The sequence below is a fragment of the Corynebacterium suedekumii genome, assembly GCF_030252185.1.
GTDB lineage: Bacteria > Actinomycetota > Actinomycetes > Mycobacteriales > Mycobacteriaceae > Corynebacterium > Corynebacterium suedekumii.
In genome coordinates, this window is sequence record NZ_CP126970.1 from 2,175,411 (window position 1) to 2,201,790 (window position 26,380).

A 26,380-nucleotide genomic window follows, 5' to 3' on the forward strand; every position below is an offset into this window, starting at 1 on the left:
CTGCCACCCTACCGGCGCAGCAGGTCGAGCAACCACCCGACATCGTCGGTGAGCGTGCGGTAGTAGGGCCCGAAGTGGTTGAGGCCGGTGCGCCCGGGAACCCGGGGGAAGCGGTTCTCCCGCCAGGTGACGTCCGCGCCCTGTCGCTGCCAGTCGATCTGCAGCTGGCGGACGGGGCCGATGGGGATGACGTCGTCGTGGGTGGAGCCCCACAGGAGGACAGGGACGTCCGGGGCGCCCTGGCCGAGGCGGCGGCGGGCGAACTCGTCGTCGACGGCGGGCAGGTCGTCGAGGATCGCGCCGAGGGGCATCCCGGACCGGGTCCATGAGGCGGTGGAACGCCACCCAGAGGCGAGCAGGGAACCACCGGCGCAGGTGGTGAGATTGTCCACGAGGGTGCGGAGGCCGTCCTTGGTCAGGACGGCGAGGATCTCATCGCGGATCTCCGGGGAGGTGACCATGAGTCCGGCCGTGGCGTAGGCGATGACCCCGGTGACCAGGGTGCCGTCGGCGTGGCGCAGGACCGCGTCCAGTTGGGCGGGTGGTGCCCCCACGACCGCGGCGGAGGGGGTGACGTCCGGGGCGTAGTCGGTGCGTTCCAGCGCCGTCCCGACGGTGCCGCCGCCCTGGGAGAAGCCCCAGAACCCGAGGGGCGCGTCGGCCGGGAGGCCGAGGTGGCGGGCGGCGCGGACGGCGTCGACAAGCGCGCGGGCACCGGAGGGGTGATCGCAGTAGAGCTGGAGCTCCAGGTCCGGGTCGCGGGGGTAGTCGGTGAGCACGACGTGGCAGCCGGCGGCGAGGAAGAGGTTGATCACCGGCAGCTCGTACGCCGCGATGGCGTCGTACGGCCGGGTGAGGAACACGTTGGTGCCCACCGTGCACGTGTAGGAGGGGTCGCAGTGCTGGGCCACCCCCTGCGTCGAGGGGGCGAACGCGATGACGGGCCGGGCACCGCCCCGCCACGGGCTGTGCGAGTGGAAGTAGGCACCGGTGGCGGTGATGGCGCGTTCCCGGGCGTCGGTGGTGACGTACTCGATCCGGTACGCGGTGGCGGGGTTGAGCCGCCCCCGCGTCCCCAGCAGCCACATCGGCGTGGACTTGAGCAGGGTGCCGGCGTCCTGCCCGAGGACCCATGTCGCGTCACCGAAACCCGGCTCGCCCTCCCAGGCGGGGTTCTCCCCTGCCCGCGTCGGCGGACGGGTGCGCCCGGCCAGGCGCCGGACGTTGCGCTGCGCCGATTCGTGCGCCAGCGGGGCGAGCGTGCGGAACAGCGTGGAGCGCAGACCGGCACGGTGCACGGCGGGTCCCGGGGTCCTGGTGAAGCGCATTGCCCCACTCTAACTAGAATGCGCTCCTATGACCGAGGTACCAGCGCATGTCCCAGAGCTCGTGGATGTCCCCGTCCCCCACGTCCTGCGTCCCGGCGACCTCGCCCTGCTTGCCGACGCCGCCGACGACCTCGCCGACGGCCACCTCCATCTCCTCGTTCCCGGCGTGATCGGCTTCGCCGGGGTCAGCGACCCGGTGGGACTGGGCGAGCGGGTGTCCCGGCTGAGCGCGGACCACGGTGACGGGGTGTCGGACTCCTCCATCGGCTGGCACGAGCGGTCGGACGAACTGGTGGATCTGGGGGCCGGTCTACGGCTGGGGCGGCTGACGGCCCAGGTGGCCCGCATGCTCGACGTCATCGGCTGCGAGGTGCAGGTAGGTGCGGCGACGGTGACCATGATCGGCCTGTCAGACGGAGTGGCGGAACAGGTGGTGCGGGTGCTCGCTCCCCTGGGCCTGGTCTTCGACGCCGCCTCCCCCTGGCTGGCGGTCACCGCCTGTCAGGCCTGCCACCTGGCGGTCTCGGACGTCCACGCCGACGCCACGCAGGCGGTGCACACCGGGGCTATCCCCGCGGATCAACGGGTGCATGTCGTCGGTTGCGCCCACGCCTGCGGCAGGCCCGCCGGGGCCCACGTGGAGTACCTGGCCACCGGCGACGGAGAGTATGAGGTCACCGCCCGGTAGCCGGCGGAGATCAGCGGGGCATTTTCCGCCAGATCGGCCGTGGCACGGCGGCCATGATCCACGCGAGCAGGCGGAGGCGTCGGGGGATCCACAGGGTGGTACTCCCCTTGCCGTCGGTGATCTCGGTGGCCACGGCGTCGGCCACCTCCGCCGGGGTGACCGACATGGGGGCCGGGTCCATGCCCTCGGTCATGGAGCCGATGACGAAGCCGGGCCGGGCGGTGATCAGCCGCAGCGGGGTGCCGTGCAGGCGGTCGGCCAGGCCCTGGCAGAAGGCGTCGAGGCCGGCCTTGGTGGAGCCGTAGACGTAGTTGGCGCGCCTGGCCCGCCAGCCGGCGATGGAGGAGAACGCGATGATCTCCCCACGGGTCATGGTGTCGGCGAGGATGGTGAGCATGCTCACCTGGGCGGTGTAGTCGACGGTGGCGATCTCCACGGCGTGGGCCTCATCCGTCTCCGCGCGACGCTGCTCGCCGAGGATGCCGAAGGCGACGATCGCGGTGCCCAGTCCCCCGGTCAGATCTGCCGCCCGGTCCACCAGCGCGCGGTGCGACGCGAGGTCGGTGGCCTCGAAGTCGAGGGTGTGGACCTCGGTGGCGCCGGCGGCCGTGGCGCGTTCGGCGACCTCGGTCAGGGTCCAGGCGCGGCGGGCGGCGAGGACGACCGGGCGTCCGGCGCACAGTCGGGTGAGCAGGTCGCCGCCGATGTCGCTGTGTCCACCGAGCAGAAGGATGCCGTTCATGCTCAGGAGGCTACCTGATATCCCGTCATCGACAGCGAGCCCATGGTGCGCTGTTCGTTGAACACGCCCACCTCCGTGGAACCGAGGGCGGCGGTGACGCCGGCGATGTAGGCCAGGGGCAGAAAGTGGTCCGGGGTGGGCACGGCCCGGGTGAATCCGGGGTGCTCGGTGAGGGTCTCCAGGCGGGAGGGATCAGACAGCATGATGTCCCGGGCGGCCTCGTCGAAGCTGTCGGCCCAGGCGGTGCCGGTGTTCCCGGCCGTCCAGTCGACCATGGAGAGGTTGTGGACGACGTTGCCGGAGCCGACGATGAGCACGTCATGCTCGGTGGCCAGCCGCGCCAGGCGGGTGCCCAGGTCGAGATGCTCGGACAGCGGTTTCGTGCCGTCGATGGACAGCTGGACCACCGGGATGGAGGCGTCGGGGAACATGTGCTTGAGCACGGACCAGGTGCCGTGGTCCAGTCCCCACTCCTGGTCGTTGTGGACCAGGGTGGGTTTGGCCACGTCGCGGACCAGTTCAGCGATCTCGGGGTCACCGGGGGCGTCGTAGGAGACGGCGGACAGCTCGGGCGGGAAGCCCCAGAAGTCGTGGATGGTGCGCGGGTTGGTCATCGCGGTGACGCCGGTGCCGCGGGTGTACCAGTGTGCGGAGACCGAGAGGATGGCCCGCGGTGCCGAGGGGGTGATGCTGTCGCCCAGGTCGGACCAGGTGCGGGTGAAGTCGTTGTCCTCGAGGGCGTTCATCGGTGAGCCGTGGCCGACGAACAGGGCTGTCGTGTTCATGGGCTTAGTGTAGCTCACGTGGTTGACGCGTCAACAGTTCGACGCCGTCGGCGGTGACGGTGACGATGTCCTCCAGCCGCATCCCCCACCGCCCGGACCGGTAGATGCCCGGCTCAATGGAGAAGCACATCCCCTCCTCGAGGACGAGATCGTTGCCGGCCATGATGAACGGTTCCTCGTGGGTGGACAGGCCGATGCCGTGGCCGGTGCGGTGGATGAACAGCTCGCCGTACCCGGCGTCCGTGATCGCCTCGCGCGCTGCCGCGTCTATCGACGCCGCCGTCACCCCCGGCCGCACCGCCGCCACCGCCGCCGCATGCGCGCGGTGCAGTACCTCGTAGGCGCCGACCACCTCCGGGTCGGCCTCCCCCGCCCCGCCGACGACGTAGGTGCGGGTGGAGTCGGAGTGGTAACCGGGGCCGAGGGTGCCGCCGAGGTCGACCACGACGACGTCGCCACGCGTGAGCTGACGGTCAGAGAAGCTGTGGTGCGGGTTCGCGCCGTTGGCGCCGGAACCGACGATGACGAAGTCCACCGAGTCGTGCCCGTCCAGGATGAGGGCGTCGACCTCGGCGGCCACCTCCGCTTCGGTGCGTCCTTCCCGCAGGAGCGAGGGCACGCGCGCGTGGACCGCGTCAATGGCGTGGGCTGCACGCCGCAGCTGGTCGATCTCCGCGGGGTCCTTGCGCATGAACAGCTCGGACAGGGTGGTCGCGGCGGGCACTGTCGGGGCACCCACCAGCTCCTGAAGGCGCAGGACGTGCAGCGTGGTCAGGCTCGACCCCAGCGCCACCGGGCCGGCGGGTAGCGCGGCGACGGCGAGAGCGTGGGCGTCGTCGCCGTCGACCCAGCCGGAAACCTCGATGTTCAGCTCCGGCACCGCGGAATCGGCGAGATCCCCGGCGTCGGTGGCCGGGACCACCAGCCGGGGTGTGCCGTGGGCGGGCACGACGAGCGCGGTGAGCCGTTCGTGGGAGGAGACCCAGGACCCGGTGAGGTACGCCAGCTCCGGGCCGGAGCCGACGATGAGACCGGCCAACCCGGCCCGGGCCGCCAGCACGGCGGCATCGGTGAGGCGACGGGCGTAGACATCGGGGGAGAACAGTTCAGCCATGCCCGCCATGGTAGAGAAGCCCGGTAGCCTGGGCCGCGTGTCCACCTCCTTCACCCTGCGCATCGCCGCCGGCCGCACCTACTGCTCCGGTGTGCTCATCAGTCCCGACCTCGACGCCGCCCTCAAGACCCGCACCGAGTTCGCGCTGACCTGCGCGCACTTCTTCCGGGAGAAGGAGGCTCCCCTCAAGGTCGGCGGCGCCAACTTCCACGCCACCGTCCTGGGTGCGGTGACCATCCCGCTGACGGATCTCGCCGTGGTCCGCCTCGACCGGCTCTCCCCGCCCAAGGATCTGCCGCGCGTATCGACGTCCCGTGCCCCCTTCCTCGCCCGCACCCTCACCCGGGGCTTCGGGGGAAGCTACCTCTCCCCGCAGGAGCGATACGGCCGGGTGGTCGGGTACACCCCCTTCGGGTTCTCCCGGAACCTGGCCACCGTCGTCCGCTCCGGCGCCCTGATCTACAACAACCCGCCCGCGGTCCGGGGGATTCCGGCGGGCCGGTCATCGTCGACGGCGAGGTCGTCGGCGTGCAGTCGCTCATCACCGACCCCTTCGGGAAGAACCTGCGTATCGCCACGATCCAGCAGGTCGCGCCCTACCACCGCCAGATCACCTCCGCCATCGACGCCCTGCGGGACCGCTACTAACTGCCGATGGCCACCACACCCCGACGGATCGCGTCGATCGACCGGCGGGCAGTGCCCCGGACCTCGTCGGTGTAACCGGTCTTGGCCACCTGCTCGAGCAGGTCGATGACCTGCCGGCACCAGCGGACGAAATCACCCGGGGTCATCTCCGCACCCGAGTCGGCGGACGCCGCCAGGCTGTAGCCGAGCGGTGCACCGGCGGCCCACTGGTGGATCGCCAGGGCGAACCCCGCCTCCGGTTCGCGGGTGACGGGCAGGTTGTGGCGGCGCTCGTCGGCGGCCAGTTCCGTCCAGATGCTCGTCGTCGCATCCATCGCCGTGGCCATCCGTTCGGTGGCCGCCTGGGCCTCCCCGCCGGTGGCCTTGCGGTTCTCGAAGGTGCACATGGACACCACGCCGGCCAGTTCCGCCGGGTCCAGCTCGTTCCAGATGCCACGCCGCAGGCACTGCGCGACCAGCAGGTCGGATTCGTTGTGGATCTGGGCCAGACGCTCACCCTCGTCGGTGATCACCGGCACGCGGTCGGCACCGGTGCCCTCGAACTCCACGTAGTCCATCTCCGACAGGAGCCCGATGATGCGCTCGAAGTGCTTGCCCAGGGTGTCGGTGGCTCGTTCCACCCGGGTCTCCAGGCGGTGCAGATCGCGCTCGCGGCGGGCGAGCTTCTCCCCCACCCGGGCCAGCTGCTCCCGGTCGGTGGACGGCCAGGAATGCACCGGGTGGTTGCGCAGTGCCTCCCGCAGGGCGATGACCTTCTTCGAGTCGCGGACGCGGGCGGACTGCTTCATCTTCTTCGGCCGACCGAAGCTGTGACGCTGGAACTGCTGAACCACATACCGGGTGTTCTTGCGCGGCGCTTTGGTCACGTTGCGGGGCACGCGCATGTGCCCCAGGACGATGGGGGGATTCTGGAACCCGGCGGCGTCGATACGCCCGGACCAGCCCTGCTCGGTGGTCACCCATGGGCGGGGATCGCGCATCTGGTTGGCCGGGGTGACCACCACGGCCAGTACCGGGTGTTTGCGGCCCGGGATGGCGATGACGTCGCCGAGCTGGAGTTTGCCCAAGATGGTGGCGGTCTCCTCCGCACGCTGCTGGAGCGAATGCTGGCGCGCGGACTTCTCCTCGTCGCTGAGTTCGCGGCGCAGGCGCATGTACTCCATGAGCAGCTCGGCCGCGTCCTCCCCGTCAGCTGCGGGCGGATTGAACGTGGCGATGTCCCGGTTGAGCTGCAGGCGCAGCTCTCGGACGCGGTGCTCGGCGCGCTCGATCTCCCGGATCTCATCGACGACGGAACCGTCGGCCTGGTACTGCGCGAAGGACTTCTCCAGCAGACGCAGGGAGGGCTCGAAACCGATCATGTTGAGAAGGTTGACGGCCATGTTGTAACCGGGGGCGAAGGTGGAGATGAGCGGATAGGTCCGCGTCGACGCCAGGCCCGCCACAGCGCGCGGGTCCATGGCCGGCGCCCACTGGACCACGGCGTGGCCGATGACGTCGATACCTCGTCGGCCCGCCCGGCCGGTCAGCTGCGTGTACTGGCCCGGGGTCAGTTCCACGTGGGCCTCACCGTTGAACTTCACCAGCTTCTCCAGCACCACCGTGCGGGCCGGCATGTTGATACCCAGGGCGAGGGTCTCGGTGGCGAACACCGCCCGGACCAGGCCCTGGACGAACAGGTCCTCCACGATGTGCTTGAAGGCCGGCAGCATGCCCGCGTGATGCGCCGCGAAACCGCGCTTGAGCGCCCCTTTCCACTGGGCGAACTGCAGCACCTGGAGGTCCTCCTCCGGGATGCCCTCCACCCCGGCGTCGACAATCTCCCCGATACGCTCCCCCTCCTCCTGGGAGGTGAGCACCAGGTTGGAGCGCAGGCACTGGAACATCGCGCCGTCACAGCCGGCCCGGGAGAAGATGAACGTGATGGCCGGCAGCATCTGCTGACCCTGCAGCAGACGGATGACATCCGGTCGGCCGACCGGGCGCTGCTTGTCCGCGGGCCGCTGCGCACCCGAGCGACGCCCCGCCGCCCGGGCCCGGAACCCACGTCCGGACTCCCAGTCGTCGCGCCCCTCCGACGCGTCGGCCGCCTCGAGGCGTTCGATGCGACGTTCCAGCTCGTGGTTGACCTCTCCCCCGGTGCCCGGCTCGAACAGCGGGAAGATCTTCCGGCCCACCATCATCCACTGCTCCAGCGGGACGGGACGGTGCTCGGAGACGATGACCGTGGTGTCACCGCGGACGGTGGTGAGCCAGTTGCCGAACTCCTCCGAGTTGGACACGGTGGCCGACAGGCCGATGATCTTCACCGACTCGTCGAGGTTGAGGATGACCTCCTCCCACACCGCGCCGCGAGACAGGTCCGCCAGGTAGTGGATCTCATCCATGACCACGTGGCTGAGCCGGTCGAGGGCGAAGGACCCGGCGTAGATCATGTTGCGCAGGACCTCGGTGGTCATGACGACGATTTCGGCGTTGCTGTTGATGGACACGTCACCGGTGAGCAGCCCCACGGCGTCCTCACCGTGAGCGGTCACCAGGTCGTGGTACTTCTGGTTGCTCAGCGCCTTGATCGGCGTGGTGTAGAAGCACTTGGTGCCCCGGGACAGGGCCAGGGACACCGCGAACTCGCCGACGATGGTCTTGCCGGCGCCGGTGGGCGCGCACACGAGGACCCCGTGGCCCTCCTCGACGGCCCGGCACCCCTCGATCTGGAAGTCATCGAGCGGGAATCCGAGGTCGGCGGTGAACTCCGCCAGATGCGTGTAGGCCTGTTCGTTCATGCCACCACGCTACTGAAAAACGTGCGTGGTGAGCGGGGCTACAGCACGTCGTCGAAGGTGCCCGGGCGGCGGGCGGCCTGGTCGAGGGAGGTGGTGGCCGATCCGGTGGTTCGGTGGGTCGGTTCGCCGACCGGGGCAGCCGGGGCGACCGGCTGCGGGGCGTCCACTCCCCGGGCCCGGTGGACAACGGTGAGGCCGCCTCATCGTCCAGGTCGAGCCACTCCGGGCGCTGCTTCTGCCGGCGCTTGTCGTTCCACCGGGCGAACTGCAGCGCCATCTCGACGAGCAGAGTGAGTGCGACGGCCAGGGCGACCATGGACACCGGGTCCTGGCCCGGGGTCATGAACGCCGCGAAGATGAAGATGACGAGGATGATGATCCGTCGCTTGTCCTTGATGGTCGCGTACTCCAGGACGCCCACGATGTTGAGCATGACCAGGATGAGCGGGACCTCGAAACTCACGCCGAAGATGAGCAGGAGAACGAGCAGGAAGTTGTAGTAGCGCTCACCGGTGAGGGCGGCGGCCTGGAACTCGTCGCCGATGCCCATGAGGAACTCCAGGCCGAAGTGGACGACGAAGTAGGCCAGGACAGCGCCGGCGGTGAACAGCAGGACAGCGAGGGTGACGAAGACGAAGGTCGCCCGCCGCTCCTGCTTGTGCAGGCCGGGGACGATGAAGGCCCAGATCTGGTACAGCCACACCGGCGAGGAGAGCACCGCGCCGGCCAGGGCACCGACCTTGAGGCGGAGCATGAACATCTCCATCGGCGCGGTCGCCAGCAGGCGGCATTCACCGTCGTGGGAGAAGTCGGCGCGGCGTTCGGCCGGGAGCGAACAGTAGGGTCCGCGGAGGATCTCACCGAGCGGCGGCAGTCCCAGGGCCCCGTGCTGGTACCAGAGGAATCCGATGATGGTGCCGCCCACCAGGGCGAGGATGGAGATGATGACGCGGCGTCGCAGCTCCTGCAGGTGCTCGACGAGCGACATGTCCCCGGTCGGGGACTTCTCCTTCTTCGCGCCCGGCTTCCTGCCCAGGAATCGCCGGGAACGCTTGACGCCTGTGGTGTCGGACATCAGAGGGTGGCCCGCCTACTGGTTCGACTGCTGCGGGCCCTGGTAGCCCTGCGGGTTACCCGGCTGCTGGTAGCCGGCCGGCGGGTTGCCGGGCTGCTGGGGCTGTGGGTACCCCGGCTGCGGCGGCTGCTGCCCGGCCGGGGTGGAGCCGGCCTGCGGCGGCTGTGGGGAATGGTACTGCGGGTTCGGCTGATTCTGCGGCTGGTCCCAGTAACCCTGCTGGCCCGGGGCGAGCTGTCCCTGCTGGGGCTGCTGGTTCTGCGGCTGGTCGTCGTTGCCCATCTCCTTGACCTCGGACTTGAAGATGCGCATGGAGCGGCCGATGGAACGGGCCGCGTCCGGGAGCTTCTTCGCCCCGAAGAGCAGGACCAGGACGACGGCGATGATGATGAGCTCGGTGGCACCAAGGTTGGGCATGGGGACCTTTCGGGTGTGACGGGTGTGTCAACGGGCTGGTGGTTCGGGTGAACTACCGGTCTGGCCGTTCATCATACGCGGTGAGACCGGCCTCCGCGCGGTGGCGCACCTGCTCGACGAGGTCGGCCGGCGCGGTGACGGTGAGGCGGTCGGACTGGCCGATGACGAAGCGGATGAACCACTCGGCGGAGCCGACGGGCATGCGGGCCTCGACCATCCCGTCGCCCCGGTCCTGACCCAGCTCGAGGGGGTAGTAGTCGGCGAGCCAGGTGGCGTCGGCACGTACGAGAAGGTGGGCGTGCTCGGCGACGGTCCGGAAGCTGAAGGGGTCGTCGGCGTCGAAGGGCATCCGGTCGAGGTGCGGGGTGGCCTGCTCGTCGAGGACGGTCATGTCGCTCATCCGGTCGGCGCGGAAGTTCTTGTGGCGTCCGGACGCCTCCTCCCAGCCGGCCAGGTAGGTCTCGCCGCCGTTGACGAAGATGCGCACCGGGTCGACGGTGCGGACGGTCTCGGTGTCGGAGGAGGCGGAACGGTAGGTGAACCGCACCCGCCGGTCGGACTGCATGGCCTCCCGGAGGATGACTTGAGCGGTGGATTCGGCCGGGTCGTCGGTGGCCAGGGAGTCGAAGATCGCCACGGCCCGGGGGTCGAGGATGGAACGCAGTTTCGCCGCGGCGGAGACGACGGCCTCCCGGTCGGTGAGCCCGGGGATGCCCTCGAGGGATTCGAGGGTGAGCAGCAGCGCTCCGGCCTCGGTCGGGGTCAGCCTCAGTGCCCGGTCCATGCCCTGGGAGTTGGTGATGCGGACCTCGCGGTAGTCGGCGGTGAGGTCGACGAGTTCCTCGGGCCAGGAGCCGACGCCGCACAGGGACAGCCGGTGCAGGTCAGCGAGCAGCTCGCCGGGGTCGCGTCCCAGGTCCTTCGCCGCCTCCATGACGGTGCGGTCCGGATGGGACTGGAAGTACGGGATGAGGTTGAGGGAGCGGACGAGGGTGTCGATCTTCGCCGGGGAGTCCTTGTGTCGTGCCATCTCAGTCGGCCTTCCTCAGCAGCTCGACGATGTCGTGGCGGATGTCCGCGGGCTCGTGGACGATGACGGCCGGGGCGAAGCCGGCCGCGGTGCGGGCGAGCCAGTCCCGGTCGACGTCGACAAGCTCGACTCGCCCGTCTGTCCGCCGGTGTCCGGCGGCGGCGAGTTCGTGCGCGGTGCCCTCGGGAATGGTGAGCACGGCGTCGACGCGTTGGCGGCCGTACCTCAGGGACTCCTCGACGATGTGCTGCAGAGACGTCGGCGGCGTGGGGTGGGTCGCCTTCTCCCGCCGGGCGCGGACGTTGTTGATGCGGCGGATGCGGAAGGACCGGGGTGCGTCCCGGTCGATGTCGTGTCCGACGAGGTAGAGCCGGTCGTGCAGGGTGACCAGACCCCACGGGTCCATCACCCGGCGCACCGGCTCCGCGGTCGGGGTGGCGGCGTAGTCGAAGGTCATCCGGTACCCGGCCCGGACGATGGTGAGGATGTCGGTGAGTACCGCGGGTGAGAGGGAGGTCAGGTCGTTGACCGCGGCGAACACCGGTGCCTGGGACAGGTCGCGGCTGACCCCGGAGGCGGCGAGCTTGGTCCAGCCGGAACGGGCGAACACGCCGAGCTCACTGGTCTGCCCCATCTCACCGGCGAGTCCGAGGACGGCGGCCTCCTCCGGGGTGAAGGTGACCTCGGGCAGCTCGTACTGGTCGGACTGGAGGCGGTAGCTCGTGCCCTCCCCGTCGCGGGACTGCCGGGATTCCAGGGGGACGCCGGCCCGGGCGAGGGTGTCGATGTCGCGGTGGAGTTTGGTGAGGAAGGCGTCGTCGCTGATGTCCTGGTACCCGTCGACGTGGGTGCGGATCCACGCGGGGGTGAGCATGCGGCCGCCCTGACGGTCGGCGTCGAGAAGCGCGAAGACCAGTCGGGTCAGGCGCTGGACGGCGTGCTCGGCGGCCGGCATCAGTGCTCCCCGTACTCTCCGGCGTGGGCGTCGAGGTAGTCGAGCAGGTCGTCGACCCGGGAGTCCACGGCGGCGAAGGGGTCGGACAGTTCCACCAGCTGCGGTTCGGGCTCGTTGACCTTGAGGTGGACCCAGTCGGTGGTGATGGGTGCGCCGAGGCGTTCGGCGTGGGTGATGAAGCGTCCGCGCAGGTGCGCGCGGGTGGTCACCGGGGGTTCGAGCACGGCGGCGGCGATGTCCTCGTCGGTGGTCCACCGATCCACCAGGCCCTTGGCCTGCAGCAGCGGGAACAGCCCGCGGCCGGGGCGGATGTCGTGGTAGGTCAGGTCGATCTGTGCCAGGCGCGGGTTGGTCCAGTCCTCGCCGAGGCGGTCGCGGTAGCGGTCGAGAAGATTACGTTTGATCACCCAGTCGATCTCCCGGTCCACCTGCGAGAAGTCCTGGGTGCGGATGGCGTCGAGCTGCCGGGTCCACAGGTCGACCACCCGGCGCAGTTCCTCGGTCGGGGTGCCCTCGTCGGGGCGCTGGTCCAGCCAGGAGGTGGCGGCCGCGCAGATGGCCTCCTGCACCTCGAGGGCGGTGACCGTGCCGCCGTCCTTGAGGATCAGTTCGGTGGAGCCGGTGGTGTCGCGGGCGATGTCGCGCATGTGCGCGATCGGGTTCTCCAGCTCGAAGTCGGGCAGGCCGATGCCGGCCTCGATCATCTCGAGGACGAGCAGGGTGGAACCGATCTTGAGGGCGAAGGTCGGCTCGGCGAGGTTGGAGTCACCGACGATGACGTGCATGCGGCGGAAGCGTTCGGAGTCGCCGTGCGGTTCGTCGCGGGTGTTGATGATCGGCCGCGAGCGGGTCGTGGCGGAGGAGATGCCCTCCCACACCTGGTCCGAGCGCTGGGCGATGAGGAACCCGGGCGGGAAGCCTCCCCGGCCCGGCCGATCATGCCGGCGCCGCAGATGAGCTGGCGGGTGACCATGAACGGCAGCAGCTGCTTGCCCAGGTTGCGCAGCGGCAGCTGACGGCCGACGAGGTAGTTCTCGTGGCAGCCGTAGGAGTTGCCCACGGAGTCGACGTTGTTCTTGAACAGGAACACCTTGGCGTCGTGGCCGTCGGCGAGCAGCGCCTGTTCGGCGTTGCGGGCGAGGTCGTCGACCATCTGGTCGCCGGCCCTGTCGTAGTTGAGCACCTGGGTGAGGCTGTCGCACTCGGCGGTGGCGATCTCCGGGTGGGAGCCGACGTCGAGGTAGAGACGGGAGCCGTTGGGGGTGAAGATGTTCGAGCTGGAGTAGCGCGCCACGATGGGGCGGAACAGGTAGCGGGCGATCTCGTCCGGGGTGAGGTGGCTTCCCGGATCGTTCGACACGGCGGTGATGCCGTACTCCGTCTCCACGCCGACGATGCGGCGGGCGAACACCGGCGACTCAGGTGCAGTCATGGGGGTCTACTGCCCGCCCTTCTGGACGTAGGAGCGGACGAACTCCTCGGCGTTGGTCTCCAGCAGGCCGTCGATCTCGTCGAGCAGGTCGTCGGTGCCGGTGGTGTTGAGCTGTGCCTGGCCCGCCGCGGCGGCCTGGTCGTCGGAGTGGTCGTCGCCGCCGCCGGCGGAAACCTGGGTCTGGGGTCCGGTCATGATGGATTCTCCTTGCAACTAGTGCTGGTGGGGCTTGTTGATGTGGTTCTTGTTGTGGTGGGTGACGTAGTGCGCGGGCTCCACGCCGATCCCCTGGAGGCCGGTGAGCAGCTCCTCGGTGGTCGAGGCGTCGTCGATGATGGCGCCCACCGTCTCGCGGGTCATGCCGTCGACGTCGTTGGTGGCCAGGCGAGCGGTGCCCTCGCCGGCCTTGAGGATCATCGTCTGCCAGCTGGCGGCGATGACGTCCTCACCGAACTTCGCGGACACCGCCCCACGGAACCAGGCACGGGAGTCGGCCGGCGGGGTGAGCACGGCGTTCTCGATCTCCTCCTCGGAGGCCATCGTGAGCATCCGGCCCTTGCGCACCAGGGCGTGGTACAGGGACTTCGTCGGGTCGATGTCGTGGTACTGCAGGTCGATGAGCTTGAGCTTCGGGTCGGACAGCGGCACGCCCCGGTCGACGTAGCCCTTGATCAGGGCCCATTTGGCGGTCCAGTCGAGCAGGTGGGTGGTCGTCATGGGGTCGTCGGCGAGCAGGTCGAGGACCTCGCCCCACAGGGTCATCACCCGCTCGTCGACCTGGTCGATCGGGTCGACGCGGTCGAGGTAGACCCGCAGGATGTCGCCGGCGGTGAGCCGACGGCCGTCGGCAAGCGAGAGCTCGTGGGTGAGGGTGAGGTCGTGGGAGACGTTCTTGATCTCCGCGACAGGGTCGGTCAGCCGCAGATCGGAGAAGTCGACCCCGGCCTCGATGGCGTCGATGACCAGCTTGGTCATGCCGAGCTTGAGGAACGTCGAGGTCTGCGACATGTTCGCATCACCGACGATGGTGTGCAGGCGCCGGAAGTGGACGGCGTTGGCGTGCGGCTCGTCGCGGGTGTTGACGATGCCGCGGTTGAGCGTGGTCTCCAGGGAGATCTCCTGGTGGAAGTAGTCCGCCCGCTGGGAGATCTGGAAGCCCTCCTGCTCGCCCGCCTCGCCGATGCCGAGCCGGCCCGCACCGATGATGATGTTGCGGGTGACGAAGAAGGGGATGAGGGCCTGCGTGAGCACGTCGAAGTCTGTCTTCCGCGAGTACTGATAGTTCTCGTGCGCGCCGTAGGACGCACCCTTGCCGTCGACGTTGTTCTTGTAGATCTTCAGCGGCGGGCACGGGTCATGGTGTTTGAGGATGCTCACCCCCTCCTCGTACAGGCTCTGCACGTCGGCGGCGGCCTTGAGCAGGACCAGGTCGCCGGCGGCGTCATACACCATCGCGTCATAGGCGTTCGAGCACTCCGGCGAGGAGTACTCGGGGTGCGCATGGTCGACGTAGAAACGCGCGCCGTTGGCGGTGACCACGTTGGCGATGCCCACCGCGTCCGGCTCCACGACCGGGACCGTGTGATAGCGGCGCAGGTCGAAACCGCGGGAGTCCTTGAGCGGCGACTCCTCCTCATAGTCCCACCGCGAGCGCGCGCCGGTGTTCATCGCGGCGTACGCGACCACCGCATGCGTCGAGGTGACGATGGGGCTCAACCCCGGATCCGAGGGGGTCGAGATGCCGTACTCCGTCTCAGTGCCCATGTATCTGGTCATAAGTGTCACCCTAACCGACCCTCACCCACCACGCGGGCCTGGACGACACGCTTGCCGTGTCGGCCGGTGATCCGGCTCCACTCGTCCGGATTCGCGGTGTTGGGCAGGTCCTCGCTCTCGAACTGCTCGGCGGCGACCGCCTCGTGGATGTGCGCGACGGTCACGCCCGCCTCGCTCACCCCGGCGAGATGGTCCTTGATGGCCAGCTTCTTCGCCCGGTCGACGATGTTGGCGATCATCGCCCCGGACACGAAGTCCGAGTAGTACAGCGTCTCCGTCTCCCCGTCAACGAGCGTGAGCTCCACGTAGGCACGGGGCTCAAAGAGCTTCTCGACGCCCGCCTCGATCAGCTCCGTCGTCTCCGCGGCGTGGGGCACGTCCTCGGTGAGGTAGCGGCGGAAGATGTCCCGGGCACCGTCCCGGGTGGGACGCTGCACCCGGATCTTCACGTCCAGGCGACCCGGGCGCAGCAGCGCCGGGTCGATGAGCTCCTCGCGGTTGGTCGCACCGATGATGATGACGTTGGAGAGGTTCTCCACACCGTCGAGCTCCGTGAGCAGCTGCGGGACGACGGTGGTCTCCATGTCCGAGGACACACCCGACCCACGGGTGCGGAAGATGGACTCCATCTCGTCGAAGAAGATGATCACCGGGCGGCCGTCCCCCGCCAGCTCCCGGGCGCGTTCGAAGATGAGCCGGATGCGACGCTCCGTCTCGCCGACGAACTTGTTGAGCAGTTCCGGGCCCTTGACGTTGAGGAAGTAACTGGCCGAACCGTCGCCCACCCGGGCCGACAACGAGTTGGCCACCGCCTTGGCGATGAGCGTCTTGCCGCAGCCCGGCGGCCCGTAGAGCAGCACACCCTTGGGCGGGTGCAGCTGATAGCGCCGGTAGAGGTCCGGATGGGAGAACGGCAGCTCGACGGCGTCCCGGATCTGGTCGATCTGCTCGTCCAGCCCACCGATGTCCTCGTAGGTGACGTCCGGCACCTCCTCCAACGAGAGCTGGGAGACCTCCGTCTTGGGGATCCGCTCGAACGCCACCCCGGCCTTCGTGTCCACGAGCAGGGTGTCCCCCGCCCGGGCGGTGTCGATGAGCGGCGCCGCGAGGCTGATGAGCTTCTCGTCCCCGGTGTGCGTGCTCACCAGGGCACGGGTGTGGTCGATGCGTTCGGTGACCATCGCCAACTCACCCGTCGTGGTGAATCCGCAGGCCTCCACGACGATTGTGCCGTCGCCGAGCCGCACCAGGGTGCCCGGGACCAGCTCCGCCGGGTCGACGTTCGGTGACACCTTCAGCCGCATGTGCCGGCCGGCGGTGAACACCTCCGCATCCGCACCCTTCTCCCCGTGCTCGAGGAACACCCCGTAGGTCGACGCCGGCTCCGCCAGCAGATCAACCTGGGCGGACAGGTCCTTGAGCTTGTCACGGGAGGCCTTGAGCAGCTGGGAGAGCTTCGCGTTGCGGCTGCTCAGCGTCTGGATCTCCCGTCGGAGGCTGGTGGTGGTGTCGGGTTCCATACCCCAACTGTAACCCGCACCACCTCGGGCGCCGATCTACCCCGGCTGATCGCCGGCGTCAGCGGCGGGCGCGACGCTGCGGGCGCGGCGGGGTGACTCCGTCGGCCAGGCGGCGGGCGAGGACGAGGAAGGCGGTGTGCGCATTCATCCGGTGCTCCGGGCGGGTCGCCAGACCCTCGACCTTCCACTCCCGGACCAGGGATTCCCAGGCACGCGGCTCGGTGAAGCACTGCAGCTCACGGATGCCCTCCATGATGTTCATCAGCTGGGGGACGGTGGCCACGTAGGTCATGAACACCCCGCCCGGGATGAGCACGTCCCGGACGACGGGCAGGCAGTCCCACGGCTCGACCATGTCGAGGATGACCCGGTCGACGGGCCCGCCCAGATCGTCGACGGTGACGTCCTTGAGGTCCCCGAGCCGGGGATCCCACGTGTCCGGCCGGCCGCCGAAGTACTCGTCGACGTTGGCCTGGGCGTACTCGAGGTGGTCCTCGCGGATCTCGTAGGAGATGACCTTGCCCTTCTCCCCCACCGCCCGCAGGAGGTTCATGGACAGGGCACCCGATCCGGCGCCGGCCTCAAGGACCCGGGCTCCGGGGAAGATGTCACCCTCGACGAGGATCTGGGCCGTGTCCTTGGGGTAGATCACCGCAGCACCACGCGGCATGGAGAGCACATGATCGACCATGAGGTGGCGGAACAGCAGGAAGTCCGACCCCATGGTCGAGGTGACCACCGAGCCCTCGTCCATGCCGATGATCTGGTCGTGCTCGACGATGCCCTTGTGGGAGTGGAACTTACCTCCCGGCACCAGGTTGAGGGTGAAGTGTCGGCGCTTCGCGTCGGTGAGCTGCACGCGGTCGCCGGGCTGGAACGGGCCGGAATAGGCCATGTCGGGGGTGCTCCTGGGAGTTCGGGGGTGGTTAACGGTTGATCAAGTATGCCTCAAGCGCATCGGCGAACCACAGCTGGTCCTGCACCCCGACCAGTTCGCGGGCGGAGTGCATGGACAGCAGCGGCACGCCCACATCGACCGTGGGGATCCCCAACCGGGTCGCGGTGATCGGGCCGATCGTCGATCCGCAGGGCACCGAGTTGTTGCCCACGAAAGTCTGGGAGGACACTCCGGCGGCCCGGCAGGCCACCTCCCACCAGGCGACGGTGTCGGGCGAGGACGCGTAGCGCTGGTTACCGTTGATCTTGGTCACCGGGCCACGGCCGATCATCGGCTGGTGCGTGGGATCATGCTTGCCCGCGTGGGCGGGATGGACGGCATGGGCCGCATCCGCCGAGACACAGGTGGAACGCGCGATCATCCGGTGTCGGGCATCCTCGTCGGCGCCGAGGGCGGTGGCGGTGCGGGTGAGCACCTGTTCCAGGACAGGGCCCGCGGCCCCGTTGACGGAGGCGGACCCCACCTCCTCATGGTCGAAGGCGGCAAGGACGAGGACATCGCTGCCGGTGTCACCGGAGGCGATGGCGCGTTGCAGGGCGATGAGCGAAGCATGGACAGAGGTGAGGTTGTCCAGGCGTCCCGCGGCGAGGAACTCCGCATCCGTGCCGAACACCTCGCCTCGCTGGGCGTCACAGGTGATGAGGTCATGGCCGTAGATGTCCTGGGCGTCAACCCCCGCGGCCTCCGCGACAGCATCCAGGACCGTCGTGCCGGTGGTGGCCACGATCGGCTGGGTGTGCTGCTGCCGGTCGACCTTCAGTTCGGTCGAACGGTCGAGATGGATGGCCAGGTTGGGGATGCGGGCGACTGGCCCGGTGGACACCAGCCGCTGGGAGCCGTCGGCGAGGACGACCCGGCCGGCGAAGGTCAGTTCCCGGTCGAACCAGGAATGGAGGATCGGGCCGCCGTACACCTCGACGGCCGCCTGCTGCCAGCCGAAGGCGGTGGTCTCCGGATTCGGCTTGAGGGTGAAACCGGGGGAATCGGTGTGGGAACCGATGATCCGGGATCCGGATTCCGGGGACGCGTCCTCCGGCACCCACCAGGCCAGGACCGCGCCACCGCGTACCAGCACATGCCCGCCGGGGCGTGCGTCCCATGCTGCGGTCTCGTCCTGCCGGGCGAAGCCGTCGGCGGCCAACCGCTCGGCCACCTCCGCGGCGGCGTGGTACGAGCTCGGGGAGGCGGCGACGAAGTCGAGGAAGTCGGTTGTCTGGTTCATGGCCTCCACTGTGCCAGGTGTCCCACCCGTTAGGCTGGTGGCATCATGTCTTCTCCTGCCGCCACGCCCCGTACTCCCCGACCGCTCGCCCTGTCTCCGTCTCGTGCCTCCGACTACAAGCAGTGCCCGCTGCTCTACCGTTTCCGGGCGATCGACCGGCTACCGGAGCCGTCGACGGTGGCCCAGGTGAAGGGGACGCTCGTGCACGCGGTACTCGAGGAGATGCACGGTCTGCCTCGGGAGCAGCGGTCCTACCCGGCAGCGGTGAAGAAGCTCAAGCCCCACTGGGAGAAGATGCGGGCGGCGGACCCGGAGCTTGACGAGCTGGTGCCCGAGGTCCAGCTCCATGACTTCCTCGTCGAGTGCCGCACGCTGCTGCGCGGCTACTTCTCCATGGAGAACCCGCAGGGTTTCGACGCGCACGCCGTGGAGATGTACGTGGACACGGTGCTGCCCAACGGTGTCCCGGTCCGCGGGTTCATCGACCGGGTGGACGTCGCCCCCACCGGCGAGGTGCGGGTGGTCGACTACAAGACGGGCAAGAAGCCCATCCCCCGCTACGCCCACGACGCGCAGTTCCAGATGCGCTTCTACGCCCTGGTCTACTGGCGGTTGTTCCACACCATCCCGGACCAGCTGCGGCTGATGTACCTCAAGGTCATCGACTCGATGTTCCTCACCCCGTCGAAGGAGGAACTGGAGTACTTCGAACGCGACCTCGGGGACCTGTGGGCGAAGATCGAGGGCGACGGCAAGGCGGGGACCTTCCGCCCGAAGACGTCGAAGCTGTGCGGCTGGTGCTCGTTCCAGTCCCTGTGCCCCGAGTTCGGCGGCACGCCGCCGGAGTACCCGGGCTGGCCCGGGTCCACGGCTGACCAGCAGGACCAGCAGGATTAGAACAGCCCGGAGATCCGGCCGTCGGCGCCGATGTCGATGTTGTCGGCGGCCGGCTTCTTCGGCAGGCCCGGCATGGTCATCACCGCGCCGGTGAGCGCGACGATGAAGCCCGCGCCGGTGCGCGGCAGCAGCTCCCGGACGTGGAGGGTGTGGCCGGAGGGGGCGCCGAGGGCGGTGGGGTCGTCGCTGAAGGAGTACTGCGTCTTGGAGATGCACACCGGCAGGTCGTCCCAGCCGTTGTCGCGGATGAGCTGCAGATCCTTGAGCGCCTTCGGGGAGTACTCGACCGCACCGGCGCGGTAGATCCGCTTGGCGATGGTCTCGATGGACTTCTCCACCCCGCGCGCCGGGTCGTAGAGCTGGGTGGACGTGCCCGTGAGGTTGTCCAGGACGGTGCGGGCCAGCTCCTCGGCGCCTTCGCCGCCCTTCGCCCACACCTCGGCCTCGGCGAGCAGCACCTGGAAGTCCTTCGCCCAGGTCCGCATGAACTCCCGTTCCGCGGTGGTGTCGGAGGTGAACAGGTTGAGGGCGACGACCGGGGTGATGCCGAACTGCTGGATGTTGGAGACATGGCGGGCGAGGTTGACCACGCCGGCCTTGAGGGCGTCAAGGTTCTCGGTGGTCAGGTCCTCCCGGGCCACGCCACCGTTGTACTTCAGCGAGCGGATCGTGGCCACGACGACGGCGCCGGCGACATCGAGGTCGCCGGAACGGGCCTTGATGTCGAGGAACTTCTCCGCGCCGAGGTCGGAGCCGAACCCGGCCTCGGTGCAGACGACGTCGGCATGCTGGAGCGCGACGCGGGTGGCGATGAGCGAGTTGCAGCCGTGGGCGATGTTGGCGAAGGGCCCGCCGTGGACGTAGGCGGGGGTGCCGCCCAGGGTCTGCACGAGATTGGGGTTGATTGCCTCCTTCATCAGGGCCGCGAGCGCCCCGGTGCCGCCGAGTTCCCCGGCGGTCACGGGACGCTGGTCGTAGGTGAAACCCACGGTGATGCTCTCGATGCGGCGTTTGAGGTCCTCCAGGCCGGTGGCCAGGCAGAGCACGGCCATGATCTCGGAGGCGGCGGTGATGGTGAACCCGGTCTCGCGCGGGGTGCCGTGGACAGGACCCCCGAGGCCGGTGATCACGGAGCGCAGGGCCCGGTCGTTGACGTCGAGGCAGCGCTGCCAGGTCACCCGGCGGGGGTCGATGCCGAGGGCGTTGCCCTGCTGGATGTGGTTGTCGATGAGCGCCGCCAGGGTGTTGGTGGCCGCGGCGATGGCGTGGAAGTCGCCGGTGAAGTGGAGGTTGATCTCCTCCATGGGCACGATCTGCGAGTAGCCGCCGCCGGCGGCGCCACCCTTGATGCCCATCACCGGGCCCTGCGAGGGCTCACGCAGCGCTGCGGCGGCCTTGACACCCAGGCGGGCCAGACCGTCCGTCAGGCCGATGAGGACGGTGGACTTGCCCTCTCCCGCCGGTGTCGGGGAAATGCCGGTGACCAGGACGAGTTTGCCGGTGGGGGCGGTGTCATCGAGACGGGTGATGTCGACTTTCGCCTTGGTGGTGCCGTAGGGGATGAGCGCGTCCGCCGGGATGCCGGCGCGGTCCGCGATCTCGGTGATCGGCTCGAGGGTGTGGGCCTGGGCGATGTCGACGTCCGTGAGTGTCATGTCACCGACACTACCGCGCAGCCTGCCCCGGCTCATCGGTTTGTAAGGTGGGCGCCATGACCGCACCTGAATGGATCGACCATGACGAGATCACCCGCCGTGTCTCCCACGACCGGGCCCGCCGTCTCCTGGGGCAGGCCCTGACCGACGGGTTCGACCCGACCGGGGAGCCACCGCGCACCGCGGCCGACGCCGCCGACGGACACCTGCTGTTCATGCCGTCGACCGTGGGCGCTGCCACTGGCGTCAAACTTCTGTCCGTCTCCCCCGACAACCCGGCCCGCGGTTTTCCCCGGATCCAGGGCTGGTACATCCTCATGGACAGCGACACGCTCACCCCCACCGTGCTTCTCGACGGCACCGCGCTGACCACCATCCGTACCCCCGCCGTGTCCATGCTCGGTGTCGAGTACCTGTGCCCTGAACAGGTGGACCAGGTGCTGTTCATCGGCAGCGGGCCGCAGACCGTGGCTCATGCCGAGGCCCTGCTCGCGTTGCGACGCCCCGCCCGCGCCGTCCTCTCCGCCCGCAACGCCGAACGCGCCGCGGCCACCGCGGCGCGGATCACCGAGCTGGGGATTCCCTGCGAGGTGGTCGAGGCTGCGGACCTGCCGTCCGCGGCCCGCGCCTCGCAGCTGATCATCTGCGCGACCTCCACCGCCGAGCCGGTGCTGGAGTCGGACTGGGTCGCCGACGGCACCTGTATCGTCGCCATCGGCTCCCATGAGCCGGACCGGCGGGAACTCACCGGCGAGCTCATGTCCCGCTCCCTGGTGGTCGTCGAGGACGTCGACACGGCCCTGCGGGAGGCGGGCGATGTGGTCAGGGCGATCGACGAGGGGCACCTCGACCGGGCGTCCCTGCGGACGCTGCGGGAGGTCGTCCTGGGCGAGATCACTGCCCCGGTCGATCGGCCGACGGTGGTCAAGACTGTCGGCATGGGCTGGCAGGATCTGGTCATCGCCGCCGGGGCGGCGGATCCCCGCTAGATCAGGACCGCACCGATGAGGTAGGCCAGCACGACCGAGGTGACGATGTTGACCACACCGGGGACGAGGAACGGGTGGTCGAAGACGTACTTGCCGATGCGGGTCGAACCGGTGTCGTCCATCTCTACGGCAGCCAGCAGAGTCGGATAGGTCGGAAGCACGAAGAGGGCGGAGACGGCCGGGAACGCGGCGACCGCGGTGAGCGGGCTGACACCGATGGCCAGGGCCGCGGGGATGAGGGCCTTGGCGGTGGCCGCCTGCGAGTACAGCAGCGCGGCGGCGAAGAAGAGGACCACGGCCAGCAGCCACGGGCTGGTCTGGAGCACGTCGCCGGCGAGGACCTGGATGTCCTCGATGTAGTGGTTGATGAAGGTCGTGCCCAGCCACGCGACACCGAGGACACACACCGAGGCGGACATGCCCGACCGGAAGACCTGGGTCTTGATGATCTCGTCCGCCGGGATCCGGGTGATGAGCACCATGACGGTGGCGGCGGCGAGCATGATGGTCATGATCGCCTCGTTGCGCGGCAGCGCCGGGTCGGTGATCAGGCCCACCTGCTCGGAGATCGCGGTGGCGTAGAGCATGACGCCGATGATGGCGACGAGGAAGATCCACACGGATGCCCTCGCACCCTTCGGCGGCACCCAGGTGGACTGGGCGACAGGTTCGCGGACCAGGCCCTTGGCCAGGCGGTCCTGGAATACCGGGTCGTCCTCGAGTTCCTTGCCCAGCCGGTTGGTCAGCAGCGAAGTGGGGATGATGGCGAGGAAGGTCGCCGGAATCATGATGCCCAGCAGGGTGAGGTAGCTGACGCCCAACGGCTCGAGGATCGACGCCATGAAGACCACCGCGGCGGAGATCGGCGAGGCCACGATGGCCATCTGGGAGGCGATGACCGCCACCGACAGCGGGCGGGACGGGCGGATCCGCCCCTCCTTGGCCACCTCGACGATGACCGGGAGGGTGGAGAAGGCGGTGTGGCCGGTGCCGGCGAACACAGTCATCAGCCAGGTGACCACCGGGGCCCACAGGGTGATCTGCTTCGGGTTGCGGCGCAGGAACTTCTCGGCAAGGTGGACGAGGTAGTCCATGCCGCCGGCGCGCTGCATCGCGGAGATGGCCGCGATGACACACATGATGATGCCGATGACGTCGAAGGGGATGTCCTCCGCGGTCACGGGCACACCGGTCACGCCGAGCAGGAGGACGCCGAGGCCGCCGGCGAAGCCGATGGCGATGGAACCGAGGCGGGCACCCAGGACGATGGCGCCGAGGACGATGAGGATCTGAAGAGCCAGTAACACGGCTGATCTTCACTTTCGGTCGGTGGTGAGGGCCGTTTGGTGGGGCCGCTCACGGTGGATGAAACATGTCATCTTTGAGTATCCTCCCCGGAGAATGCAATGTCCACTTGTGTGAGAACACACACAAGTGGACATCATGGCGCCGGGTCACCCTGCCCGGCCGGGGGCGCTACTGGTCCAGGTAGAGCTTCCCGCGGAACTGCGGATGCATGAGGTTCTCCGCCGACAGCACCCGGTTGAGGGTGTCCTCATCGAGCAGACCCTTCTCCAGGATGAGCTCCTTGACGCCACGGCCGGTCTGCAGGGCCTCCTTGGCCACCAGGTCACCGTTGTGGTGGCCGATGAAGGGGTTGAGGTAGGTGATGATGCCGATGGAGTTCTCCACGTAGGCACGGCACACCTCCTCGTTGGCGGTGATGCCCACGACGCACTTCTCGCGCAGCGCGACGGCCGCGTTACCGAGGATGCGGATCGACTGGAACAGCGACTCGCCGATGACCGGCTCCATGACGTTGAGCTGGAGCTGGCCGGCCTCCGCGGCCATGGTGACGGTCAGGTCATTACCGAATACCTTGAAGCACACCTGGTTGACCACCTCGGGGATGACCGGGTTGACCTTGCCCGGCATGATCGAGGAACCGGCCTGACGTGGCGGCAGGTTGATCTCGTTGAGGCCGGCGCGCGGTCCGGAGGACAGCAGTCGCAGGTCGTTGCAGATCTTCGACAGCTTCATCGCCGCGCGCTTGACCGCGGAATGGGCGTGGACGTAGGCGCCGGTGTCGCTGGTGGCCTCGATGAGGTCCATCGCGGACTTGACTTCCAGGCCGGTGATCTCGGCCAGCGAGGCGGTCACCTGGTGACGGTAACCCGACGGGGTGTTCACACCCGTGCCGATCGCGGTGGCGCCGAGGTTGACCTCCAGGAGACGGTCGGCGGCGTTGCGCAGCACGGCCTGCTCCTCGGCGAGGTTGTGGGCGAAGCCGACGAACTCGTCTCCCAGGGTCATGGGCACCGCGTCCTGCAGCTGGGTGCGCCCCATCTTGAGGATGTCCTGGAACTCCCTGCCCTTCTCCAGGAAGGCCTTCTGCAGGTCATCCATCTGCTCGATGAGCGTGGACATCGCCGTGTACAGGCCGAGGCGGAAGCCGGTCGGGTACGCGTCGTTGGTGGACTGGGACATGTTGACGTCGTCGTTGGGGTTGATGACGTCGTACTCACCCTTCTCCTTGCCCAGGTACTCCAGGGCGAGGTTCGCCACGACCTCGTTGGTGTTCATGTTGAGGCTGGTGCCGGCACCACCCTGGAACACGTCGAGCGGGAACTGGTCCATGCACCGACCCTCCTCGAGGATCTGGTCGCAGGCCCACATGATCGCCTCGTACTTCTCCGAGGGCAAGGTGTGGAGTCGGCGGTTGGCCATCGCCGCCGCCTTCTTCACCTGCACCATGCCCCGGATGAACTCGGGCACCTGGTTGATCGTGGTACGCGAGATCTGGAAGTTGTCCATCGCGCGCAGGGTGTGCACGCCGTAATAGGCGTCCGCGGGGACCTCGAGCTGGCCGAGCAGGTCCTCCTCGATGCGGGTGGCGCGGGCGACGGCGGTGCCGGTCCGGCTCTTCTTCGCCTGCCCCTCGTCGAGGTTCTGCTTCGCCTCCTGCGGGGCGGTCCGGGCCTGCTGCTCGGCGGAGGTGGTGCCGGATTCAGTGGTGGATTCGGTGTTGCTGGACTCGTTCTGAGTCTTCGCCATGGGTACATCTCCTGATGTGGTCGACGTTCTGGGACGAACCTGTGAGTCTGTCCACATCCATGGTAGCCACCGATCCCCCACCCGTGTTCCTCGCCGAGGCCGCGCCCGGGAGGCGCCGGAAACGCGCAACTCCGCCGGGATCAATCCCTGCGGAGTTGCTCAACGTCGGCGGAACCCGCCGGTGCCCCTACAGGCGCACGATCCGCAGCTCGGAGGCCAGGATGGCCTGGGCACCGAGCTGGGAGAGCTGGTCCATCACCGAGTTGGCCTGCTTGATGGGCACGAGGGCACGGACAGCGACCATGTCCTCGCGGGCCAGCGGGGAGACGGTGGGGCCCGACAGGCCCGGGGTGATCTCGCTGGCCTGCTCGAGCCGGTCGCGGGAGACGTTGTAGTCGAGCATGAGGTAGTTCTGCGCGTGCAGGATGCCCTCGATGCGGGCGAGCAGGACGCGCTGGTCGTCGGTGAGCTCGGCACCGGCGCGGGAGACGATGACGGCCTCGGAGTCGACGATGGACTCGCCGAAGGGTGCCAGACCCTGGCGGCGCAGGGTGTTGCCGGTGGATACCACGTCGGCGATGGCGTCGGCCACACCCAGCTTGATGGAGATCTCCACCGCGCCGTCGAGACGGATGACCTCGGCCTCCAGGCCGCGGGCGGCGAGGTCGTCGCGGACGAGGTTCGGGTAGGAGGTGGCGATGCGCTTGCCCGCCAGGTCCTCGACACGCCACTCCTCGTCCGCCGGCGCGGCGTAACGGAAGGTAGACCCGCCGAAGCCGAGGGAGAGGACCTCCTGGACCTCGGCCCGGGAGTCGCGGGCCAGGTCACGGCCGGTGATGCCCAGGTCGAGCATGCCGGCGGCGACGTAGATGGCGATGTCCTTCGGGCGGAGGAAGAAGAACTCCACGTCATTGGCCTTGTCGTAGACGGCCAAGGCCTTCGTGTCACCCCGGCCCTTATAACCGGCCTCGGAGAGGATCTCGACGGCGGCCTCGGACAGGGAGCCCTTGTTGGGTACGGCGATCTTGATCATGGCAGGAGGGCTCCTAGAGGTACTTGTAGATGTCGTCCGGGGTCAGCCCGCGGGCGACCATCATGACCTGGGTCCAGTAGATGAGCTGGGACATTTCCTCGGCCAGCTCCTCGTCGGACTGGTACTCGGCGGCGATCCAGACCTCGCCGGCTTCCTCGATGACCTTCTTGCCGATGTGATGCACGCCCGCGTCGAGGGCGGCGACGGTTCCGGAGCCGTCGGGGCGCTCCTGTGCTCGGGCGGACAGTTCGGCGTAGAGGGAGTCAAAGTTCTTCACAA

Annotated in this window: 21 protein-coding genes and 2 pseudogenes; 3 read left to right on the forward strand and 20 right to left on the reverse strand. The window is 68.8% G+C overall.

Annotated elements, in window-relative coordinates:
* Positions 1 to 8: 8 nt before the first annotated feature.
* The gene (locus tag QP029_RS10915; RefSeq protein WP_284874320.1) at positions 9 to 1,328 is read right to left on the reverse strand and encodes a lipase family protein; all 1,320 of its coding nucleotides are present in this window, start codon (positions 1,326 to 1,328) and stop codon (positions 9 to 11) included.
* A 28-nt stretch (positions 1,329 to 1,356) separates the two neighbouring features.
* Here QP029_RS10915 and QP029_RS10920 point away from each other — a divergent pair, with 28 nt between their 5' ends.
* Positions 1,357 to 2,016, forward strand: coding sequence for a hypothetical protein (locus tag QP029_RS10920; protein ID WP_284874321.1), 660 nt, complete (start codon positions 1,357 to 1,359; stop codon positions 2,014 to 2,016).
* A 10-nt stretch (positions 2,017 to 2,026) separates the two neighbouring features.
* On the opposite strand, the gene QP029_RS10925 is transcribed toward QP029_RS10920, so the two are convergent.
* The 14 genes and pseudogenes from QP029_RS10925 to QP029_RS10990 form a co-directional block, all read right to left on the reverse strand.
* Positions 2,027 to 2,758 carry an SDR family oxidoreductase gene (locus QP029_RS10925; protein ID WP_284874322.1) on the reverse strand — a complete coding sequence of 244 codons (732 nt, stop codon included), beginning with the start codon at positions 2,756 to 2,758 and terminating at the stop codon, positions 2,027 to 2,029.
* A gap of 2 nt (positions 2,759 to 2,760) precedes the next feature.
* Positions 2,761 to 3,543 carry a 4,5-DOPA-extradiol-dioxygenase gene (gene ygiD / locus QP029_RS10930; RefSeq protein WP_284874323.1) on the reverse strand — a complete coding sequence of 261 codons (783 nt, stop codon included), beginning with the start codon at positions 3,541 to 3,543 and terminating at the stop codon, positions 2,761 to 2,763.
* Between the two features lie 4 nt (positions 3,544 to 3,547).
* Positions 3,548 to 4,666 (reverse strand): M24 family metallopeptidase, encoded by a 1,119-nt coding sequence (locus QP029_RS10935; protein ID WP_432418731.1) that lies wholly within the window; start codon positions 4,664 to 4,666, stop codon positions 3,548 to 3,550.
* Positions 4,667 to 5,301: 635 nt separating this feature from the next.
* Positions 5,302 to 8,088: a DEAD/DEAH box helicase gene (locus tag QP029_RS10940; RefSeq protein WP_284874325.1), complete on the reverse strand. Its 2,787-nt coding sequence runs from the start codon at positions 8,086 to 8,088 to the stop codon at positions 5,302 to 5,304.
* Between the two features lie 38 nt (positions 8,089 to 8,126).
* Positions 8,127 to 9,163: pseudogene (gene tatC / locus QP029_RS10945) on the reverse strand (twin-arginine translocase subunit TatC).
* A gap of 15 nt (positions 9,164 to 9,178) precedes the next feature.
* Positions 9,179 to 9,580, reverse strand: a complete 402-nt coding sequence (tatA, locus tag QP029_RS10950; protein WP_284874326.1) for a Sec-independent protein translocase subunit TatA — start codon at positions 9,578 to 9,580, stop codon at positions 9,179 to 9,181.
* A 52-nt stretch (positions 9,581 to 9,632) separates the two neighbouring features.
* Complete coding sequence (locus tag QP029_RS10955; protein ID WP_284874327.1) at positions 9,633 to 10,610, reverse strand: helix-turn-helix transcriptional regulator; 978 nt, start codon at positions 10,608 to 10,610, stop codon at positions 9,633 to 9,635.
* Position 10,611: 1 nt separating this feature from the next.
* Positions 10,612 to 11,565 carry a helix-turn-helix transcriptional regulator gene (locus QP029_RS10960; RefSeq protein WP_284874328.1) on the reverse strand — a complete coding sequence of 318 codons (954 nt, stop codon included), beginning with the start codon at positions 11,563 to 11,565 and terminating at the stop codon, positions 10,612 to 10,614.
* Positions 11,565 to 12,997: pseudogene (gene pafA / locus QP029_RS10965) on the reverse strand (Pup--protein ligase). The gene QP029_RS10960 and the pseudogene pafA overlap by 1 nt, the downstream one beginning before the upstream one ends.
* Positions 12,998 to 13,003: 6 nt before the next feature.
* Positions 13,004 to 13,192, reverse strand: a complete 189-nt coding sequence (locus tag QP029_RS10970) for a ubiquitin-like protein Pup (RefSeq protein ID WP_284874329.1) — start codon at positions 13,190 to 13,192, stop codon at positions 13,004 to 13,006.
* Between the two features lie 18 nt (positions 13,193 to 13,210).
* Entirely contained in the window at positions 13,211 to 14,773 is a 1,563-nt protein-coding gene (gene dop, locus QP029_RS10975; protein ID WP_284874330.1) for a depupylase/deamidase Dop, read from the reverse strand.
* 5 nt (positions 14,774 to 14,778) lie between these two features.
* Positions 14,779 to 16,293 carry a proteasome ATPase gene (gene arc / locus QP029_RS10980; RefSeq protein ID WP_284874331.1) on the reverse strand — a complete coding sequence of 505 codons (1,515 nt, stop codon included), beginning with the start codon at positions 16,291 to 16,293 and terminating at the stop codon, positions 14,779 to 14,781.
* A gap of 58 nt (positions 16,294 to 16,351) precedes the next feature.
* On the reverse strand, positions 16,352 to 17,188 hold the full coding sequence (locus QP029_RS10985; protein WP_284874332.1) for a tRNA (adenine-N1)-methyltransferase: 837 nt from the start codon (positions 17,186 to 17,188) through the stop codon (positions 16,352 to 16,354).
* Between the two features lie 31 nt (positions 17,189 to 17,219).
* On the reverse strand, positions 17,220 to 18,473 hold the full coding sequence (locus tag QP029_RS10990; protein ID WP_284874333.1) for a M18 family aminopeptidase: 1,254 nt from the start codon (positions 18,471 to 18,473) through the stop codon (positions 17,220 to 17,222).
* Positions 18,474 to 18,518: 45 nt separating this feature from the next.
* On the opposite strand from QP029_RS10990, the gene QP029_RS10995 reads away from it, so the two are divergent.
* Positions 18,519 to 19,370, forward strand: a complete 852-nt coding sequence (locus tag QP029_RS10995; protein WP_284874334.1) for a RecB family exonuclease — start codon at positions 18,519 to 18,521, stop codon at positions 19,368 to 19,370.
* On the opposite strand, the gene QP029_RS11000 is transcribed toward QP029_RS10995, so the two are convergent.
* Positions 19,367 to 21,025, reverse strand: coding sequence for a formate--tetrahydrofolate ligase (locus QP029_RS11000; protein ID WP_284874335.1), 1,659 nt, complete (start codon positions 21,023 to 21,025; stop codon positions 19,367 to 19,369). The two genes, QP029_RS10995 and QP029_RS11000, sit on opposite strands and share 4 nt — an antisense overlap.
* A 56-nt stretch (positions 21,026 to 21,081) precedes the next feature.
* Here QP029_RS11000 and QP029_RS11005 point away from each other — a divergent pair, with 56 nt between their 5' ends.
* Positions 21,082 to 22,014, forward strand: a complete 933-nt coding sequence (locus QP029_RS11005) for an ornithine cyclodeaminase family protein (RefSeq protein WP_284874336.1) — start codon at positions 21,082 to 21,084, stop codon at positions 22,012 to 22,014.
* Here the strand turns inward: QP029_RS11005 and QP029_RS11010 are convergent.
* From QP029_RS11010 to QP029_RS11025, 4 genes are all read right to left on the reverse strand, one after another.
* Positions 22,011 to 23,321, reverse strand: coding sequence for an anaerobic C4-dicarboxylate transporter (locus QP029_RS11010; RefSeq protein ID WP_284874337.1), 1,311 nt, complete (start codon positions 23,319 to 23,321; stop codon positions 22,011 to 22,013). The genes QP029_RS11005 and QP029_RS11010 overlap by 4 nt on opposite strands.
* 169 nt (positions 23,322 to 23,490) lie before the next feature.
* A complete protein-coding gene (gene aspA, locus QP029_RS11015; protein WP_284874338.1) occupies positions 23,491 to 25,068 on the reverse strand; it encodes an aspartate ammonia-lyase in 1,578 nt (525 codons plus the stop codon).
* A 187-nt stretch (positions 25,069 to 25,255) separates the two neighbouring features.
* Positions 25,256 to 26,101 (reverse strand): ATP phosphoribosyltransferase, encoded by an 846-nt coding sequence (hisG, locus tag QP029_RS11020; RefSeq protein ID WP_284874339.1) that lies wholly within the window; start codon positions 26,099 to 26,101, stop codon positions 25,256 to 25,258.
* Between the two features lie 13 nt (positions 26,102 to 26,114).
* Complete coding sequence (locus QP029_RS11025; protein ID WP_284874340.1) at positions 26,115 to 26,378, reverse strand: phosphoribosyl-ATP diphosphatase; 264 nt, start codon at positions 26,376 to 26,378, stop codon at positions 26,115 to 26,117.
* Positions 26,379 to 26,380: the final 2 nt, after the last annotated feature.

Excerpts from the sequence above, each read along its gene's own strand:
- QP029_RS10990 (WP_284874333.1), bottom strand. The coding sequence starts at position 18,473 with ATGAACCAGACAACCGACTTCCTCGACTTCGTCGCCGCCTCCCCGAGC.
- QP029_RS10970 (WP_284874329.1), bottom strand. The coding sequence starts at position 13,192 with ATGACCGGACCCCAGACCCAGGTTTCCGCCGGCGGCGGCGACGACCAC.
- QP029_RS10995 (WP_284874334.1), top strand. The coding sequence starts at position 18,519 with ATGTCTTCTCCTGCCGCCACGCCCCGTACTCCCCGACCGCTCGCCCTG.
- QP029_RS10960 (WP_284874328.1), bottom strand. The coding sequence starts at position 11,565 with ATGCCGGCCGCCGAGCACGCCGTCCAGCGCCTGACCCGACTGGTCTTC.
- arc (WP_284874331.1), bottom strand. The coding sequence starts at position 16,293 with ATGGAACCCGACACCACCACCAGCCTCCGACGGGAGATCCAGACGCTG.
- hisG (WP_284874339.1), bottom strand. The coding sequence starts at position 26,101 with ATGATCAAGATCGCCGTACCCAACAAGGGCTCCCTGTCCGAGGCCGCC.
- QP029_RS10955 (WP_284874327.1), bottom strand. The coding sequence starts at position 10,610 with ATGGCACGACACAAGGACTCCCCGGCGAAGATCGACACCCTCGTCCGC.
- aspA (WP_284874338.1), bottom strand. The coding sequence starts at position 25,068 with ATGGCGAAGACTCAGAACGAGTCCAGCAACACCGAATCCACCACTGAA.
- QP029_RS11005 (WP_284874336.1), top strand. The coding sequence starts at position 21,082 with ATGACCGCACCTGAATGGATCGACCATGACGAGATCACCCGCCGTGTC.
- QP029_RS10935 (WP_432418731.1), bottom strand. The coding sequence starts at position 4,666 with ATGGCGGGCATGGCTGAACTGTTCTCCCCCGATGTCTACGCCCGTCGC.
- QP029_RS10940 (WP_284874325.1), bottom strand. The coding sequence starts at position 8,088 with ATGAACGAACAGGCCTACACGCATCTGGCGGAGTTCACCGCCGACCTC.
- QP029_RS10925 (WP_284874322.1), bottom strand. The coding sequence starts at position 2,758 with ATGAACGGCATCCTTCTGCTCGGTGGACACAGCGACATCGGCGGCGAC.
- QP029_RS10920 (WP_284874321.1), top strand. The coding sequence starts at position 1,357 with ATGACCGAGGTACCAGCGCATGTCCCAGAGCTCGTGGATGTCCCCGTC.
- QP029_RS11000 (WP_284874335.1), bottom strand. The coding sequence starts at position 21,025 with ATGACACTCACGGACGTCGACATCGCCCAGGCCCACACCCTCGAGCCG.
- tatA (WP_284874326.1), bottom strand. The coding sequence starts at position 9,580 with ATGCCCAACCTTGGTGCCACCGAGCTCATCATCATCGCCGTCGTCCTG.
- dop (WP_284874330.1), bottom strand. The coding sequence starts at position 14,773 with ATGACCAGATACATGGGCACTGAGACGGAGTACGGCATCTCGACCCCC.
- ygiD (WP_284874323.1), bottom strand. The coding sequence starts at position 3,543 with ATGAACACGACAGCCCTGTTCGTCGGCCACGGCTCACCGATGAACGCC.
- QP029_RS10985 (WP_284874332.1), bottom strand. The coding sequence starts at position 17,188 with ATGGCCTATTCCGGCCCGTTCCAGCCCGGCGACCGCGTGCAGCTCACC.
- QP029_RS10915 (WP_284874320.1), bottom strand. The coding sequence starts at position 1,328 with ATGCGCTTCACCAGGACCCCGGGACCCGCCGTGCACCGTGCCGGTCTG.